Source organism: Pseudoalteromonas sp. PS5 (assembly GCF_004103255.1).
In the GTDB taxonomy this organism is placed as follows: Bacteria; Pseudomonadota; Gammaproteobacteria; order Enterobacterales; family Alteromonadaceae; genus Pseudoalteromonas; species Pseudoalteromonas peptidolytica.
The window spans coordinates 56554-74374 of sequence record NZ_RCSQ01000068.1; the positions used below are offsets into that span (position 1 = coordinate 56554).

General features: G+C 45.1%; 12 protein-coding genes. 7 read left to right on the forward strand and 5 right to left on the reverse strand.

The genetic code is table 11. From position 1 onward, the window contains the following. Positions 1–6: 6 nt before the first annotated feature. Positions 7–465 (reverse strand): division/cell wall cluster transcriptional repressor MraZ, encoded by a 459-nt coding sequence (gene mraZ / locus D9603_RS09420; RefSeq protein WP_125251058.1) that lies wholly within the window; start codon positions 463–465, stop codon positions 7–9. Between the two features lie 438 nt (positions 466–903). On the opposite strand from mraZ, the gene D9603_RS09425 reads away from it, so the two are divergent. Next, a complete protein-coding gene (locus D9603_RS09425) occupies positions 904–3888 on the forward strand; it encodes an EAL domain-containing protein (protein ID WP_241651632.1) in 2985 nt (994 codons plus the stop codon). A gap of 17 nt (positions 3889–3905) precedes the next feature. Here the strand turns inward: D9603_RS09425 and D9603_RS09430 are convergent, their stop codons facing one another. Both D9603_RS09430 and D9603_RS09435 read right to left on the reverse strand, forming a co-directional pair. Beyond that, positions 3906–5570 carry an alkaline phosphatase gene (locus D9603_RS09430; protein ID WP_128731108.1) on the reverse strand — a complete coding sequence of 555 codons (1665 nt, stop codon included), beginning with the start codon at positions 5568–5570 and terminating at the stop codon, positions 3906–3908. A gap of 180 nt (positions 5571–5750) precedes the next feature. Next, positions 5751–6959 carry a cation:proton antiporter gene (locus tag D9603_RS09435; RefSeq protein ID WP_128731109.1) on the reverse strand — a complete coding sequence of 403 codons (1209 nt, stop codon included), beginning with the start codon at positions 6957–6959 and terminating at the stop codon, positions 5751–5753. Between the two features lie 243 nt (positions 6960–7202). On the opposite strand from D9603_RS09435, the gene D9603_RS09440 reads away from it, so the two are divergent. The 6 genes from D9603_RS09440 (at position 7203) to D9603_RS09465 (ending at position 14961) form a co-directional block, all read left to right on the forward strand. Further along, positions 7203–9998, forward strand: a complete 2796-nt coding sequence (locus D9603_RS09440; RefSeq protein ID WP_128731110.1) for a TonB-dependent receptor — start codon at positions 7203–7205, stop codon at positions 9996–9998. An 85-nt stretch (positions 9999–10083) separates the two neighbouring features. After that, positions 10084–11430, forward strand: a complete 1347-nt coding sequence (locus D9603_RS09445) for a DUF5690 family protein (protein WP_241651633.1) — start codon at positions 10084–10086, stop codon at positions 11428–11430. 17 nt (positions 11431–11447) lie between these two features. Next, the gene (gene phnX, locus D9603_RS09450; RefSeq protein WP_128731111.1) at positions 11448–12257 is read left to right on the forward strand and encodes a phosphonoacetaldehyde hydrolase; all 810 of its coding nucleotides are present in this window, start codon (positions 11448–11450) and stop codon (positions 12255–12257) included. Beyond that, the gene (locus tag D9603_RS09455) at positions 12257–13675 is read left to right on the forward strand and encodes an FAD-dependent oxidoreductase (protein ID WP_128731112.1); all 1419 of its coding nucleotides are present in this window, start codon (positions 12257–12259) and stop codon (positions 13673–13675) included. Before phnX ends, D9603_RS09455 begins: the two co-directional genes overlap by 1 nt. Beyond that, a complete protein-coding gene (locus tag D9603_RS09460) occupies positions 13672–14208 on the forward strand; it encodes an HD domain-containing protein (RefSeq protein ID WP_128731113.1) in 537 nt (178 codons plus the stop codon). The genes D9603_RS09455 and D9603_RS09460 overlap by 4 nt, the downstream gene beginning before the upstream one ends. Positions 14209–14268: 60 nt before the next feature. After that, on the forward strand, positions 14269–14961 hold the full coding sequence (locus D9603_RS09465) for a UTRA domain-containing protein (RefSeq protein WP_128731114.1): 693 nt from the start codon (positions 14269–14271) through the stop codon (positions 14959–14961). Positions 14962–15341: 380 nt separating this feature from the next. Here D9603_RS09465 and phnW read toward each other — a convergent pair whose 3' ends face one another. After that, on the reverse strand, positions 15342–16448 hold the full coding sequence (gene phnW / locus D9603_RS09470) for a 2-aminoethylphosphonate--pyruvate transaminase (RefSeq protein ID WP_128731115.1): 1107 nt from the start codon (positions 16446–16448) through the stop codon (positions 15342–15344). Positions 16449–16807: 359 nt separating this feature from the next. Further along, positions 16808–17821 (reverse strand): UDP-glucose 4-epimerase GalE, encoded by a 1014-nt coding sequence (gene galE, locus D9603_RS09475; protein ID WP_128731116.1) that lies wholly within the window; start codon positions 17819–17821, stop codon positions 16808–16810.

The following is a 17821-nucleotide window of genomic DNA, read 5'->3' on the forward strand; positions in this document are numbered from 1 at the left end:
CTACCCCTACAAGGAAAAGTTTTCCAATTCAGGGCTTTCCTCAAAGTTTCCTGAATGTTCAATTTCAGTATCTGCTTGCATTTGCTGATACCAGCGTTCTTCATCCCAAATTTCAAATTTATTTAGCAATCCAACTAGCATAATTTTTTTCCCAAGCTGTGCATGTGCTCGTAGTGCCGGAGCTAATAAAATTCTGCCGTTTTTATCTAGTTGGTATTCTGTAGCATGACCGAGCAACATGCGTTGCCAGCGCCTTACTCTGGGATTGGTGTTAGAGATGCGACTTAATTTGGTCTCAATTTCTAGCCATTCGGTGAGTGGGTAAAGCCACAAACAAGGTTCATTGATCGCAATAGTACAAATAACCGTCCCCTGAGCTTCAGACAGCAGCGGTTGACGGTACTTGGTTGGTACCGCAAAGCGCCCTTTGTCATCCAAAGCTAGCGAACTTGCACCTCGAAACATGAGTGACCCTATTTATAAGTTGGCTGATCCAGTTTGATCCACTAAAACCCACTTTTTACCACAGAAGAACAGTCTAGGGCTTGACAAGCACTTTTGTCAAGCTAAGTCGGTACCTTTAACACCTTTGCAAGCCAGAAAAATCGCGGGATTTGTGGAAGATCATGAATTTGGTGGAAAAAAGTGGAGAACAGAAAAAACACCAATAATTTTGACTTGATAATCATCTCATACTTTAAAATTAGAAATTAAAAATTCCTAACTTCAAGGAGAGCGTGACAGTCCCAAAAACAGTGAATTATTTATGCAAATTTGCTTGGTTGTCCCCTTTGGATTCGGTATCATTCGCGCTCTTTGATCAGCTCCACAGGTGGGATTATTCTAAATTCTTCAATAAAGTTTCGATTTTATCGCTTACTTGTTCTACTCTGCTTACCATGTTTGATCATTATTTTATTCTTATTATGTGAGCAACGTCAGCAGGCGTTAACACAACAGTCACAACAAGCTTTACATTATGCTAAGCAGGTTGCGGCTATCCAACAGGTAGAGCTTGCCGATACCGAACTTGTGTTGCAGCAATTATCGACTCGTATTGACCACCTTAAAGTAGACAATGGCAATTGCCCTGCCCTTTTGTATCATGCGATGCTTCTCAGCCCAAATTTGGCGAACCTAGGCATAGTCAACGCCCAAGGAGATGTTCTCTGTACCACGCACCAAACCGGACAAGGTGCCATTAATATTGCTGACAGAGGCTATTTTAAAGCGGCCATGCGCACCGCCAAATTCAGTGTCGGTGAATACCAGATAGACAGAAGCATGCAGCGCGCTACCGTGAACTTTGCACTGCCTATTTATGATCAACAGCAGCAGTTTTTGTTTATGCTCGTTGCCGTAAAAGGCTTGACTCATTGGAGTCAAACCCTTGCAAAACTACCTTTGCCTGTTGGGACGCGCGTTATGATAGCTGATGCAAAAGATCAGATCATTGCACAATACCCAGCCTCTAAGGCTGAGCTTGGTCGCGCTGTAAGTACAGCTTGGCCTCGCAATTTGCAACAGCAAGCGACCTTACTTAAAACGCCACAAGGCAACCGCTTAGTCTATGTTAAACAACCTTTAGATAGCAGCGGCCGCGCTTTACAAATTTATTTTAGTTTTGATTTTGAATCTCAGTTAAGCAAGATTGACAACCGCTTTGCCATATTCTTGGGGATTTTCTTTTCGGTGGTCGCCCTGTTATTTTGGCAAACACATTGGCAGCTAAAACAGCAACTGCTTAAACCATTACGAACTTTAACGCACGCCATTGCCAAATTAGAATCCGGTAAACAAGACTCTGATTTTGAAGCTACAAAAGTACCGAGTGAGTTTGAGCATATTGCTGAACGTTTTGCACACATGGCAAGAACGAGGCTAGCCGCAGAAGATAACGCCAACCACAGACTCGCGGTAGTCAGAGCATTGATTAATGCCTTACCAGATAGTTATGTACGCCTAGACCAACACGCACAAATTTTGTCTCGATATGGTGCTTACACAGATGGTGCTCACACCCTAGAGGCACTGTTGCCCGAGCATATATACAAGAGGATCTGTGCAGAGCTCGCGATGTTAAACGATGACACCTACGTACAACTGGAGTTTTCCCCCACAGCCAATCAAGTTGTTGAGTGTCGCCTGTGTGCGATTGAGTCACACCCTCAAGCCCTGCTTATTTTTCGTGATATTAGTCAGCGTAAACACCAAGAAGAAGCCTTAAATCTGGCGGCGCTAGTTTACAATAACAGTAGCGAGTGCATGATAATTACCGACGCTAATGGCTTTATATTAGACGCTAACCTTGCATTTACTAAAGTGACAGGATACACCCGTGCAGAAGTATTAGGTAAATCAACCTCCATACTAAGCTCTGGGCAGCATGATCACAGCTTCTATAAACTTATGTGGAAACAATTAAATGAACATGGTCGCTGGCAAGGTGAAATCGTTAATCGCAAGAAAAATGGTGAACTGTATACCGAGTGGTTAACCATCGACAGTGTCTATGACAAGAATCGAGAGATCTACCGTCGTGTTGCTATTTTCACCGATATTACAGAAATAAAACGAAAAGATGCGCTAATTTGGCGACAGGCGCATTTTGACGAACTCACAGATCTGCACAATCGCGTTGGCCTCAAAAAGCACCTGAAAAAGCAAGTTAATAGTAGCAAACGACGCACGGCTGTATTACTACTAGATCTCGATAATTTTAAAGATATTAACGATACTTTAGGTCACTATTACGGTGATTTATTACTAAAATCCGTGGCCGAGCGGCTCAAAAAAATCTCGCCGCAGGCGTTTTTATCACGTATTGGTGGTGATGAGTTTGTGTTTGTCCTACCTGATGATAAGGATAAAACCGAGTGTAAGGCACTCGCCGCGCAAATTCAGTCCGCATTAAAACAGCCATTTGAGATCCAAGATGAGCAGTGCCACATTACTGCGAGTATTGGAATTGCCGCGACCCCAAACGACGGTAATGGCGCTGAGTCACTATTAAAAGCCGCCGACCAAGCAATGTATCGAGCGAAGCAACAAGGCCGCAACGGCTATGTCATCTTTGATGATACTTTGCGAAAAGTAGCAGAATCAAGAATGCAAATGCTTAAAGGTATCCGAACAGCGCTCAATCGCAGCCAGTTTGAAATGCACTATCAGCCGATTGTGTCATTGCATGACAACCATATTGTAAAAGCAGAAGCACTGATACGATGGCGTCATCCTGAGCAAGGTATGGTAAGCCCAGCTGAGTTTATTCCCTTAGCTGAAGAAACCCAATTAATTCACAATATTGGTGATTTTGCTTTCACACAATCACTGGATACCCTGACTCAGTTACAGCACTTAGGTCATGATACCCAAATAAGTATTAATGTATCTCCGGTACAATTTGCCGCGAAAAACTGCACACTTGCATCTTGGCATGACAAATTAACCACGTTAAACATCGCTGCAAAGCAAGTCGTGCTCGAAGTTACTGAAGGTATGATGCTGCATAATGATAGTCGTACTAAGCAACGTGTTGAGCGACTAAAACAACATGGTTTTCAATTTGCACTTGATGACTTTGGCACCGGTTATTCTTCTTTGGCTTATTTACAACAATTAGATTGCCATTTTGTAAAAATAGACAAGCGCTTTGTGGACAGTATCGCCACTAATGAAGACGATTTAACACTTTGTGAGACCATCATTCTAATGGCACATCGATTGGGCTTACGTGTTATTGCTGAAGGCGTCGAAACAGCCACTCAACATCAACTGCTAAAACAAGCAGGATGCGACTTCGGTCAAGGCTATTACTATTCAAAGCCGCTACCACAAAATGAGTTTCTGGCCTTAATGACAGAAAAAAGCCACATTGCTGTGGCTTAATGAGTTTTGAGCTTGGTTTATTCAGTTAAACCAAGCGCAGTCATCATTTTATTAGCAATATCAACGTGATGCTGCATCGTTGAAAATTGCTTAGTTACCCCTTGCGGGCCATAAGCATAAACAGGGACAGGGGCAGCGGTATGGGTGCCCGTGCCCCAAACAACGTTTTGCTCTGACGCAAGCGCTCGTGCAATTTTACCTGTATAGTCTTCTTTCGCATACACATAGAAATCACTAAAGTCTTCAAACGCAGGGATCATATCCGCGCTATTTTCATCGTATACGCTCTGACCAACTTTTGCCGCATTATCTAGCGTCACTGTATACGCTGTCATATCTGCAATTGTTGCTTGCCACGTTGAGCCAGACACATTCTCATAGGCTTCATCTGGAGCTGCTGCCGCTAGAATATCGAAGAAGGTGCCCGTTTGTGCGTAAAGCTTGTCTAATTGCGCAAGTGGGCCAAAGTTAAACTTGGGGTGATATTCTTTTGCAACACCGTTAACATACATACCATCACCAGACAGCGTCTGTGCTTCTGGTCGCTCATGCTTTGAATAACTAAAACCAAAACTGCCCGTTTCATGGTCTGCAGTCACAACGACTAGTGTATCGTTACGGTCTTTTACCCATTCATGCACAGCTTCAACAGCTTCATCAAATTTAAGCAGCTCGTTTAACATCCAACCCGCATCGTTTGCGTGACCCGCCCAATCAATTTGACCACCTTCAATCATTAAGAAAAAGCCATCTTCATCTTTAGATAAAATATCTAAAGCCTTAATTGTCATTTCTTTTAGTGAAGGCTGCGAACAGTTGTCGTTTTGTTGACAAGCTTTATAAGCAATTGCGTCATTCATGCCTGAGTTTGCAAATAGACCAAGTACTTTCTCACCTTCAAAACTATTTAGCTGTGCTTTATCAAAAGCAAGGCCATAACCGTGCTGCTCTTTTGCTTCAACAACGAGATTTGTTTCATCGCCACGCTTTGATTTTTTATATACACTACTTGGCATACCAAGCGCATCAAACTGAGCTTTAAGCTCTGCATTATCTGGTGTACTCTTTGGTACAAATACACGTGCACCACCAGATAGCATCACATCAACATTGCCTGAACGTACCAACTGTTCGGCGATTTCTGCTTCATAAGAACGATGCGGCATATGTGCAGCAAAAGCCGCAGGTGTTGCATGAGTGATACGGGTGTCTGACACAAGACCTGTTGCTTTACCAGCTGCTTTAGCTTTTTCTAAGATAGTTGCAACTTTATTACCTTCGGCATCAAGACCTATCATTTCAGAGCCAGCTGCAATGCCCGTAGCTAACTGTGTTGCAGAACAAGCGGAATCAGTCACAAGGCTGCCTGTTGCCCCATGCGGCGCATTAAGCGATAGACCCAAATGACCACCCGCAGCAAGTTTAGAAAGCGCTGTTTGGTTGCCTTTATTTTTATAAGTAGAGTTTGGCGCGCGCTGAGCGTATTCTTCAAGTAAGCCAACTTGCTGTGGCCCCATACCGTCGCCGATCATAAGGATCACATTCTTTACTTGTGTCACTTCTTGCACTGGAACCTCTTTGATGACTTCAACCTCTTTGATCACCTCAACGGTTTTAGTATCGTCATCACACGCGGTAAGTAATATTGCAGAGATAGCAACTGTAAGTAACTTTTTATTCATTGTACTGTTCCTGAAACGTAATATTTGTCTGTAAGGCAGGCACAGTCTAGGCGCGTTACATGACTTTTTTATTTCAGCAAAGTGACAAAAATTATATTACTTTACAATGAGTTATAATATAACAATACAATTTGGAGCGAAGTTACCTTGTATAGTTTTCATGATGTAGAGTCATCACTCTCAGCCTAAAGTACTGGTAAATAATTTAGAAATGGGTCGACTAGATAGCCCAAATACAAAAATGCTCAGCAACACCGTTGCCATCGCCACTTGAGTAATTAGCAAACCATTTGGCAACTCTTCGCTGAGTAGCATTAAGGTTAGCACCACCGATGCCAAGCCTTTAGGGCCAAACCATGCTAAAGTAAAACGCTCTTTGGTTGTCAGATCACCACCTAATAAACAAAGGTATACCGGGAGCAATCTAAATAAGGCAGTCGCCAACACTGCGTACACCCAAACCTGCCACTCTGTGACTGCCAAAAGCACCACACTGGCCGACAAACCAAACACAATCCAAATGATAAAAGCCGCAAATTCAGCGAGGTGTTCCCCTTCCTCGATAAGCTGATCTTTAAACGCATCACGATAATATTTATCAAACAGCAAACCGCTGACAAATGCAGCAATAAAACCGCTGCCATGCAGTACTTGGGTTACCGAGAAAACTAAAAAAGCGATACCAACAAAGAGAAAAGGGCTGGTTTTAGACGCAAAAAAATGATGTTGATAGGCACGTTTAAGTAACCAAATGATCGCCCCGGTCAGTAACCCCGAGACAACAAGTGCAGTCCCTACTTCTCGTATAAAAATCCCAGCAAATGATTCAGTTGTCGCTTGCGTTCGCTCAGCTAATACTCCCAGTAAGAACAGAAATACCGGAATACATAGGCCATCATTTAGGCCACTTTCTACATTAATTGCCTCACGTAATCTGGTGGGCACAGACTTATCCTGAATGAAGGTTTTGCATAAAGTGGCATCGGTTGGAGTGATTATTACCGCAATTAAAAAGCAAGCCAACCAAGATAACTGAAACAGCTCATGAGCTATCCAAGCACCGAATACCATTGTTAATGGCAGCCCGAGCAATAATTTAACTGGTAGCTGGAAACTGTGGGATAGCACCCGTAGTCGTGTTTTTGCAGCATCGGAGAATAGATAAATCGCAAGCGTCAGCTCAATAACTGGCAGCAGTGTTTGTAGACCATCAATATCAACAGCGAATGCCTGCTGTCCATCCTCAGTATTACCAAGCGCTAACCCGATAACTCCACCGGTTAGCATAAACCACATCGGGGCGGTGAGCTCCGCCCTATCTAGTTGTCTAGCTGTGATGCTATAGATAAAAAGAGAAAGTCCAATCGCCGCAATCAAAGCATAAATCACGTAGCCATTCCTTTACTGAAAACCGGTTGCTGATAACGCGAGTATGACAAACCTTATTCAGTTAAGCCAAACATCTAATAACAACCTCCTATTTCCTATAAAACGTACTAAATACTCAAGAGCAGCCGGCGCTAGTTAATTTTTAATCTTTATGTCATCGGACTGTAAAAAACCGTCATTACTCTATCTGTAACAAACTGGACTAGACCAGAAAACTTAACCCAAACTTTTGAGAAAAGAGCAATGAAAAAACTCACCCAAATCGCAGCTGCCGTGTTACTCACCACCAGTCCCAGCTTATATGCTGCGACAGGTAAACTCGTTGGTGTAGTAAAAGACCCACAAAGTAATCTGTCTGGCGCTGTTATCTCGGTCAAAGGCCAAGATGTTTCCACTGTATCTGATTATCGTGGTCGCTTTGAACTGCCAAAACTGGAAGCAGGTCGCTACACCCTAGTGGTGAAATATATGGGTTATCAGGAAACTGAGCTTCAGGTTGAGGTGATTGATGGCAAAGTCACTACCTTGTCTCCAATCTTATTAAACCAACAACAAACGATGGAAGAAGTGGTCACGGTTGGGCAAATCTTCCGTGGCGCAATGGCCGCAGCAAATAACCAAAAAAATGCTAGTAATATCAAAAGTATCATTTCTGCCGATGGGATTGGTAAGTTACCAGATAGAAATGCAGCAGAAGCGGTGCAACGTATTCCAGGTGTGTCGATAGAACGCGACCAAGGTGAAGGCCGGTTTGTTGCAGTGCGTGGTTTACCGTCACAATGGAGCTCGGCCAGCATCAACGGTAACCGCCTTCCAACCGCAGAAGAAGAAACCACCAGCCGCGCCACTGCGTTCGACTTTTTTCCAAGCGAGTTGATTGAGTTTGTGGAAGTGTCTAAAGCTATCACTCCTGACATGGAAGGTGATGCGATTGGCGGGAATGTTAATTTCGTGACCAAAAAAGGCGCTGATGATTTTATTCTCAAAACCAACTTTGCTGTGGGCCAAAACGAACTGGCCGATGGCACAAACTATTCTGCCAATGTGGTGTATGGCGACCGCCTACTCGACGACAAGCTAGGTTTTATCATTAACGCCACAGCGTGGCAGCGTGATTGGGCAACCGATAACTATGAGCCGCGCAGGGGTAACGATGGCTTAGGTATTTACCGTTTAGAGCTGCGTGATTATACCGGAACCCGTGAAACTTACGGCTTAAATGGCTCGCTGGAATATCAACTTGAAAACGGCACGCTCAGTGCCAGCGCGCTATATGGCACACTAATTGACGATGAAATCCACTATAAGCACAGGCTGCGTTTTGATAAAGACCGTGCTGAACTGCAGCATATTCGCAACGAACTCATCACCGAAATGCAAGGCTTTGAAATTGCGGGTGAACATGACTTTGGCTTTGATAAAACGCTCTCTTGGCAACTAGCCACGTACGAAAATGAGTTCCGCTATGGCGACAAACCCAACAGTGAAGACAACAGCTATTTTGTCGCCCGTTTTGATCAAAAAAATGTGGGATATGTTGGACTTGAAGACCGCGAGACCGGTAAAAATTATGCCTACAACCAAGTAGACGGCGGCAGTGACCCTTGGAACGCCATAAGTAATCACTTCCCCTCAGGCTTTACACTCGATCCAAGCAAAATGGGATTGTCTTGGGTTGAGCTATACAAGGTCTACGTCAACGAAAAAGACAGACTTGTGGCCAATGCCGACTTAGACTGGCAATACAATAACCAGCTAGCCGTTAAGTTTGGGGCAAAATACCGCGATAAAGTCCGTAAAGCTGACTTTGCCGATGAGTTTTACGCGTGGGACAACGAACAATATGGCGCAGCGCCAACGCTTGCAGACTTTGCCTTAAGCGATCAACCCGGTCGCAGCGATTACTTAAGCGAAGCCAAGTTTGATTATCGCACGCAGCTATCACAAGTGGCTTCCACCGATGCTCTTGCTCAGTTTTGGACGCAAAATCGCAATAAGTTCAAGCTAGATGCGGGTGAATCAGCACTCATCAGCAACGGTGGAGCACTGGGCAGAAACTTTGATGTTGAAGAAACCCACACCTCGCTCTACGGTATGGCAACTTACCAAGCTAGCGACAACTGGGAAGTATTAGGTGGCTTGCGAGTTACGCGAACCGATACCGAAGTGTCTGGTTACACTTATTTAGCCGACGAAGACAAAGTTGTTGATACCACCAACAGCAATGATTATTGGTCAATTTTACCTGCACTACATGTTACTTATCGTGCCAATGACGATACCAATTATCGCCTCGCACTAACTCGCACCTTTGCCCGTCCTGATTTTGGTTCGTTAACACCAGGCGCAACTTACCTTGAGCAAGACAACCAGCTTAACTCAGGAAATCCAGCGCTCGACCCTACCTACTCAAATAACCTCGACTTGATGGTGGAACATTATTTTGACCGCGTTGGCTTGGTCTCTGCGGGGGTATTCTACAAAGATATCCAAGACCCAATCTTCCAAGCCACCAGCGTTGGCAATTACAACAACAAGCAAGGCGTGACCATCATCCGTCCTGAAAACGGCGATAGCGCTTGGCTTGCGGGCATTGAGCTGGCATTTAACCGCGACCTTGGTTTTATTTCTGACAGTTTGAGCAACTTTGGAGTAATGACCAATGCAACCTTTATGGATTCTGAAATGCAAATTCCAGAGCGCACAGAAAAAGTGGCCATTCCACGTCAGGCCAATGAGCTTTACAACTTTACGCTGTATTACGACGACACCCGCTTTGCAGCTCGAATAGCGCTGAATCATAAAGGTGCCTATATCGAAGAGCACGGCGGCGATAGCCAATCAGATAGCTACTATGGCGCCAATACCAGCGTCGACTTTACAACGTCATACCAACTTAACGAACAAACGTTAGTTTACCTAGAGCTAAGTAACCTCACCAATGAAGCATTGCAGTACTACCAAGGTGAGCAAGGTCGCCCATTACAGGTGGAATACTATGGTATCCGCGGCATGGTCGGCATTAACTACCAATTTTAATACCAATTCACTTGATTAAGCCGATTGGTATACACCGGTTGACGGGCAATCCACAAAGGATTGCCCTCGAATTACCGAGGATCCTATGATGTTGCAGATCACCCTATTTAACACTCGCCCACACTGGCTAAAAGACGCCCAAGGTATCGGCTTTGTGCTATTTGCCGCGACCAGTGCGTTTATGACTTACTTTTGTATGTACGCCTTTCGTAAGCCATTTTCGGTCAATACCTATGAAGCCTTTGATGACCCGAGCTGGGTTGTTAGCTTTAAAATTGCCCTGATCCTTTCGCAAGTGTTTGGCTACCTATGCGCGAAATTTATCGGCGTTAAAGTGATTGCTGAAATGCAGCATCATTATCGCGGTCGTGCGATTTTGGCCATGATTTTAGCCGCCGAGCTTGCACTGGTGCTATTTGCCATCACTCCCACGGGCTGGAATCTGATTTGGCTGTTTGCCAATGGCCTCTCCCTTGGCATGATTTGGGGTTTGGTTTTTAGCTTTTTAGAAGGTCGTAAAACCACCGAAATCTTAGGTGCGGTACTCAGCGTAACTTTTATTCTTGCCTCTGGATTGGTCAGAACTGTGGGTAAATGGCTGGTGAGTGAACTCAATGTGCCTGAACTGTGGATGCCAGCGGCAACCGGAGCGATTTTTCTGCCGCTGCTTGTACTTAGCGTTGCTTGTCTTAATAGTATTCCTGAACCTACACAAGAGGATGAACAATTACGACAAAAGCGCGCGCCAATGGATGGCAAAGCACGGCTGGCATTTTTTAAACAGTATTGGTTTGGAATAACCGTACTGGTGCTTAGCTTTTTACTCTTTACCGGCTTTCGTGACTTTAGAGATAACTTCTCAGCCGAGATCTGGCGGGCCTTAGGGTATGGGCAAGAGCCCGCGATTTTTGCTTATGCCGGGATCCGCATCGCCTTTATCGTACTCATTGCGCTTGCCGCATTGGTGTTAATTAAAAATAACCGCATCGCACTTTTTGCCAACCATGGCTTTGTCTTACTCGGGGCTTCACTGCTAGCTGGTAGTACGTATTTATACCAAACCCAAAGCCTAGACCCTAAAACTTGGATGGTACTGCTGGGGGCTGGTCTTTATATCAGTTATATCCCCTATAACTGCTTTTTGTTTGACCGCATGATCTCAGCAGTTGGCTCGACTGCGAACGCCGGTTTTTTGATTTATCTGGCGGATTCGGCGGGCTACATCGGCTCAGTGGGCATTTTGCTCTATAAAACTTTTGCCACACCGGAGCTCAGCTGGCTGCACTTTTTTACCATGGCCTGCTATTGGGTGGCGTTTATCGCAAGCGCCCTCGTAGTGAGTTCAATTATTTATTTTGCCGTGAAATTAAAGCGACCACGTATGGCGTCAACGCAACTACGCGCCACGGCACTTTCATCACATATTTCCTAGCTAGGAGTCTTTGCAACATGAAACACATTGAAGCGTTAATTTTGGATTGGGCAGGTACTGTGGTCGACTATGGTTCGATTGCCCCTACCAGTATTTTTGTTGAAGCATTTAAGCAAGCGTATCAATTTGATATTTCCTTGGCTGAAGCGCGCGGTCCGATGGGAATGGGTAAATGGGATCACATTAATACCTTGCTACAAATGGAGAGTGTCCGCACCCGCTGGATAACGCAATTTGGTCAGGCACCGAGTACGGCAGATGTTGACCATATTTATCAAACCTTTATGCCGCTCCAACAAGCAAAAGTCGCCGACCGAGCTGCCCCCATTCCGGGCGTGCTTGCGGTGATCAAACGATTACAACAACAAGGCGTTAAGATTGGCAGTTGTTCTGGGTATCCCAAGCCTGTGATGGACGTACTAGTGCCTGCCGCTGCCGACTATGGTTATCAGCCAGATTGTGTGGTTGCCAGTGATGAATGTGCAGCAGGCTCTCGCCCAGGTCCCTGGATGGCGTTAGAAAACGTACAACGACTTGGCATTAATCGCGTATCAGGATGCGTAAAAGTCGATGATTCCGCGCCGGGAATAAGCGAAGGGTTAAATGCTGGTATGTGGACCGTAGGACTTGCGTTAACGGGTAATGCGGTGGGGCTTAGCGAAGAAGAATGGACGGCGCTTGGTCACGAAGAGCAAAGTGCACATTCCCTTAATGCTTATCAGCAGCTTGGCGAAGCCGGTGCGCACTATGTGATTGACTCACTTGCTGACATCGAAATGGTCTTGGTGGATATTTCTGCTCGTATCGCCCGTGGAGAGCGCCCGTAATGCGTTTTCAGCCTTTTTGGTTTGATGAAGCAATCACTCAAGCCGATATTGAAGCCGCAGCCAGCGCGCCGCATCATGGCGCGTTGGATACCCAAGTTTGTATAATAGGTGGCGGCTTTACTGGCCTTTGGACAGCCATAACGCTGAAAAAGCAAAAACCTGAGCTGAATATCGCCATTATTGAAAAAGACCTCTGTGGACAAGGCGCCTCGGGTCGTAATGGTGGAGCTATGTTGACATGGTCGACTAAGTTTGCCAGCTTAATTAAAGAGTTTGGCTTAGAACAAGCCTGCTTTTTAGTGCGCCAGTCGGAGCAAGCCGTTCATGATATTAAAGCCTTTACCAGTAAACACGGGATTGAATGTGACTGCCGCGTTGATGGTACTTACTATACGGCTTCAAATCACAGCCAGCATAATGCCTTTGGCCCCATTACCACGCTACTTGAGCAACACCAGCTTAATGCGTGGCAAACACTAACTAAAGCGCAGTTGCAAGCAACCGGATCTAATGCCAACCTTGCTGGAATTTACTCCCCCCACGGGGGTAGTGTTCAACCCGCCAAGCTTGTGCGTGGACTGATGAAGGTGGCAAAAGCCCTTGGGGTCAAGGTATTTGAACACACCCGCTACCTAAAGCACCAAGGCCAAGACACGCTAACCATCACCACAGACAAAGGCGAGATCAGAGCCAATCAGCTAGTATTTGCCGTTAACGCTTGGCTGCCAAGCTTATTGCCGCAGTTTTCTCGAAGCGTAGTGTTAGTTTCGAGCGATATGGCGATCACCACACCAGCACCTGAAAAGCTTGCAGCAATGAGGCTGAACCACGGTGCTCCGGTGATTGATGCACGTATTTTCGTGAATTACTACCGCACCACCTCAAACGGTCGATTAATGCTTGGCAAAGGCGGGAATTATTTTAGTTTCAATAACCAAGTAAGAGACACTTTTCACCGTGCTAGCCGCTATCAAGCGATTCTTGAACGCTCATTTAGCCATTTCTTTGCACATCACCAGCTCGAGATAGACAGAACTTGGACTGGACCTTCAGACCGAAGTGTCTCTGGCATACCTTTCTTTGGTCATTTAAATGGTCAAGCTAATGTGTTTTATGGCAGTGGTTACTCAGGCAACGGCGTGGTGCAATCCTATTTAGGTGGGCAAATCTTAGCGAGTCTTCTGCTTAATCAACATAACGACTGGCGTCACTGCGCTTTGGTCAACCAAACGCTTAAACAGTTTCCCGTCGAGCCATTTCGCACCGCGGGCGCCTTAATGGTGAGAAATGCTATTCGCCGTAAAGAAAGCGCTGAGGATAACAACATGCCACCGCATAAACTCGATGTTTGGCTAAGCAAGCTCAGTGGCAGCGCAGCAAAATTAGACCCGAACGTGAAGCAGGAGTATATAAAGTGAATGCCATTGCACAAATAAAACAGCTATTTGAGCAATATGGTCATGCCACCTATGACGAGGCATGCAGCCAAATTTATCATGCTGAGCAATGCGCCACCCTCGCGAAAGAAAGTGGTTATGATCAAGCGACCCAAATCGCTGCATTTTTACATGATATTGGCCATTTTGTTGCTCAATCTCAGCATAACCCCGACTTTACCCCACAAGGATATAGCAATCATGGCGATTTAGGGGCTGATCACTTAACTCAACTTGGCTTTGACCGCGCGGTGACAATGCTAGTACGCAAACACGTAGATGCGAAACGCTATCTGGTCAGTATTGATGAGAAGTATTACCAAACGCTCTCTCCTGCCAGCCAATTAACGCTAACAAGACAAGGCGCAAAGATGAGCTGCGAAGAACTTGCGGCATTCTCCAAGCTACCTGAATTGGACGCCATTATCGCGCTGCGTCGTTTTGATGATTTAGGAAAAGATCCAAATTTAACCGTTTTGCCTAGCAGTTATTGGTTTACAAGTCTCAAATTATAAATATTTATCCTGTCATAAAACGATAGTAAGCTTGTCACAAAAGGTTTTATCGACTCAATTATGCTGCTTTATCAACGTATTCGAAACCATATCCAAGCGCTGCTCGCCGCTGGCAGCATGACGCCCGGTGCCAAATTACCTTCAGAGCGCGCGCTGCAAGAAACATTTAGCTCAACACGGATCACCGTCCGTGAAGCCCTAGCACGACTAGAAGCCGAAGGACTTATCTTTAGCCAAAAGCGTCGCGGCTGGTTTGTCACGCCGGAAAAGCTCAAATGGCACCCCGCTAAAAAAGTAAACTTTAACCACCTTGCCATTGAACAAGGCTTTGCACCAACAACTCAAGTAGTGACAATTAATGCCCCTTCTACTGAGCCTGAGTTTAGCCGCTCTCATTTTGACGGCCAGCCGGTGTATGAACTAACTCGAGTACGCGCGTTAGATGATCGTGCAATAATGATGGAACAGATCTATTGTGCAGCCGAACGTTTTGCCGACTTACACAACCAGCCGCTGGATGGCTCTATCACGGAGGTGATGTCGACTCACTACCACGTTGACGTCAGCTTTGAACAGTGTGTAATAAGCGTCACCGTACTACCCGATGATGTTGCCGACAAATTAGAAAAGAACAGCGGCGCACCTTGCTTAAAGGTACTGCGCGCCCGCTATGACGCCGAGCAAGCATTAGTGGATTACAATATTGAATATTGGCTCCATGACGCCATAGAAATGATTGTTGAAGGCGTGTAACCCCCGTCCCCGTAGGTCGTGCTTTAGCACGACAACCTTTCCAGAGCTACTGCCGCGTCAAAAACATCTTCATTAATTCTATATTCTACGTCTAAATGCGAGTTAGTGGTGGAATACGTACCATTGCTTACGCAGTGTTTATTACATACACCTGAGACTTTCCAGCTTCTGTTAGCACTGCGATAACTTGTGATTTGGTAAAACGTGATTTTTCTTAGTTAGCCTTATGCTTTAATGAGTGCAGAATCATTTTATGGGAAGGTGACAGCTCAGATTAGGCCATCGTTAACACAATTGAAGATTCGCTATTCATTTATTTTGCTAAAGGGGTGTAACCCCCTTAACCCATCGCCGCGTAAAGCGGCTCCTACTCTGATGGTTTACCAGTATTTTGCTTGTGCGATAGCTTCTAGTAGTCCGCTAATGTCTGCGGCATATACTTCGCCAATATTACCAATTCGAAAGCAGTCCGCATTTGATACTTTACCGGGGTAAATCACATATCCTTTTTGCTTCAATGCTTCATAAAAGCGCTTAAATTCATAACTTTCTTCACTTGGTGAATAAAAAGAAGTGATAATAGGTGAGTGCATGGCTTCTGGTAACAAGGCTTCAAAACCAAGAGCTTTCATGCCGCTAACGAGTTGTTTTTGATTTTCGCTGTAACGCTTAAATCGCGCAGAAATGCCTCCCTCTTGCGCCAATTCTTCTAGGGCTTTGGCAAACGCTCTGACAACATGCGTTGGCGAGGTAAAACGCCATTTACCATGGTGGTTTTCCATGGTTTTCCACTGAGCGTGAAGATCCAACGAGAGTGAACGTGCTTGTCCTTCACAGGCAACCAAAAGCGCTGTTTTTGCGATCACAAAGCCAAAACCTGGGACACCTTGAATACACTTATTTGCTGAGCTAATGAGAATATCAATTTGCCACTCGTGCATATCCATCTCAACACCACCAAAACTACTCATGGCATCCAAGATCATGATTTTGTTGTGATGTTTCGCAAGCTCAGCTACGCGCTTAGCCGGATTCAGCATCCCCGTCGTGGTTTCGCAGTGTACCATTGCCACATGGGTGATCTCAGGGTATTGCTCAAGCGCTTGTGAGATCTGCTCAAGTTGTGGCAACTCGGTTTCAACAAAGTCGAGCGCTACCACATTAATATTTAGATAGTTAGCTATCTCAATAATGCGCGCGCCATAGGCACCATTATTAATAACCAATAAAGTGCTAGACTTAGGAATAAAAGTTCCAATAGCCGCTTCAACACTTGCTGTTCCACTACCCTGCATTAAGGTAGTGCTGTAGTCATTACGATACTGTGGATCCGCAACCGCAATCTCACAAAGCTGCCTGCGAATAACCTGAACCACACCTTGATTGTAGTCATCATCCCAAGTGCACCAGTCTTGCAACATGGCTTCTTTCACACTGCGAGAGGTACTAAGTGGCCCTGGCGTCAGGAGTAAATAATCGTTGTTCATAACTTGCCTCTAAACTGGTCTATACCAGAATATTTAAGCGAGTTTAGGTGACATCGGTATGACAGTTTTATGAAACTAAGATTGATGTAGCGATGACGTTCGAAGCTTCGCCTTTGCTCTAAAAAGCAAAGGCGAAGAGAAGCGACAGAGATTTAGGTTATTTAACCTGAACTTGGGGTAAGTAGTCAGTAAATTAACTAAAATAACTAAACGCAAAAGCTGTCAGCTCACTCTAGCCAGAAGTTATTTCTTAATACAAGGCAAATTTGTGCGTCAATAGCAGGTCTATTGCAAGCAAATTTAACGCAGTAGTAAGGGATAACAGCTGCCAGAAAACAAGTTGTTATCCCAAGCTTAGGTTATTTATACCCGTTTGGATTATTGCTTTGCCAACGCCAGGTATCTTCCATCATTGCATCAAGCCCACGCTTGGCTTGCCAGCCTAGTTCTGAATTGGCTTTTTCAGGCGCGGCGTAACAAGCGGCAATGTCACCGTCGCGACGCGGTTTAATTTCGTATGGAATGGCTTTGCCCGCTGCTTTTTCAAACGCGGTAACCATCTCTAGTACCGAGTAGCCATTACCCGTTCCCAAATTATAGATATGCGCACCTGCTGCTACTGCAATTTTTTCAAGCGCTTTTAAGTGACCAATAGCGAGATCAACCACGTGGATGTAATCTCTCACACCTGTACCATCTATGGTGTCGTAATCATTACCGAACACACCTAAACTCGCCAGCTTACCAACTGCAACTTGTGAGATGTAAGGGAGTAAGTTGTTGGGAATACCATTTGGATCTTCACCAATTAACCCTGATTCATGCGCACCTACTGGGTTAAAGTAGCGCAAAATAGCAAAGGCCCAACGAGGGTCTGACTTTGCGACATCCTGTAGCACCATTTCAACCATTAGCTTTGATGTACCGTAAGGGTTGGTGGTACCGCCAACAGGGAAGTCTTCACGAATAGGAAGGCTCGCAGGGTCGCCATACACCGTGGCAGATGAGCTAAAAACAAGCTTAAAGACATTAGCATCACGCATGGCATCAAGCAGTGTTAGCGTCCCTTGCACGTTATTTTGATAATACTCAATAGGCTTTTGTACCGACTCGCCTATCGCCTTTAAGCCTGCAAAGTGGATCACTTCCTCAATCTCATATTGCGCAAACACGCTATCGAGAAATGCCTTGTCAAGAATATCACCTTGATGGAATGCGGCTTCCTTTCCTACTATCTCTGAAACTCTATCTAATGAAGTCTGCTGAGAATTACTAAGATTATCAACAACTACTACCTTTTTTCCTTGCTGAAGCAGCTCCAATACAGTGTGAGAGCCAATATAACCTGCTCCACCTGTTACGAGAATCGTCAT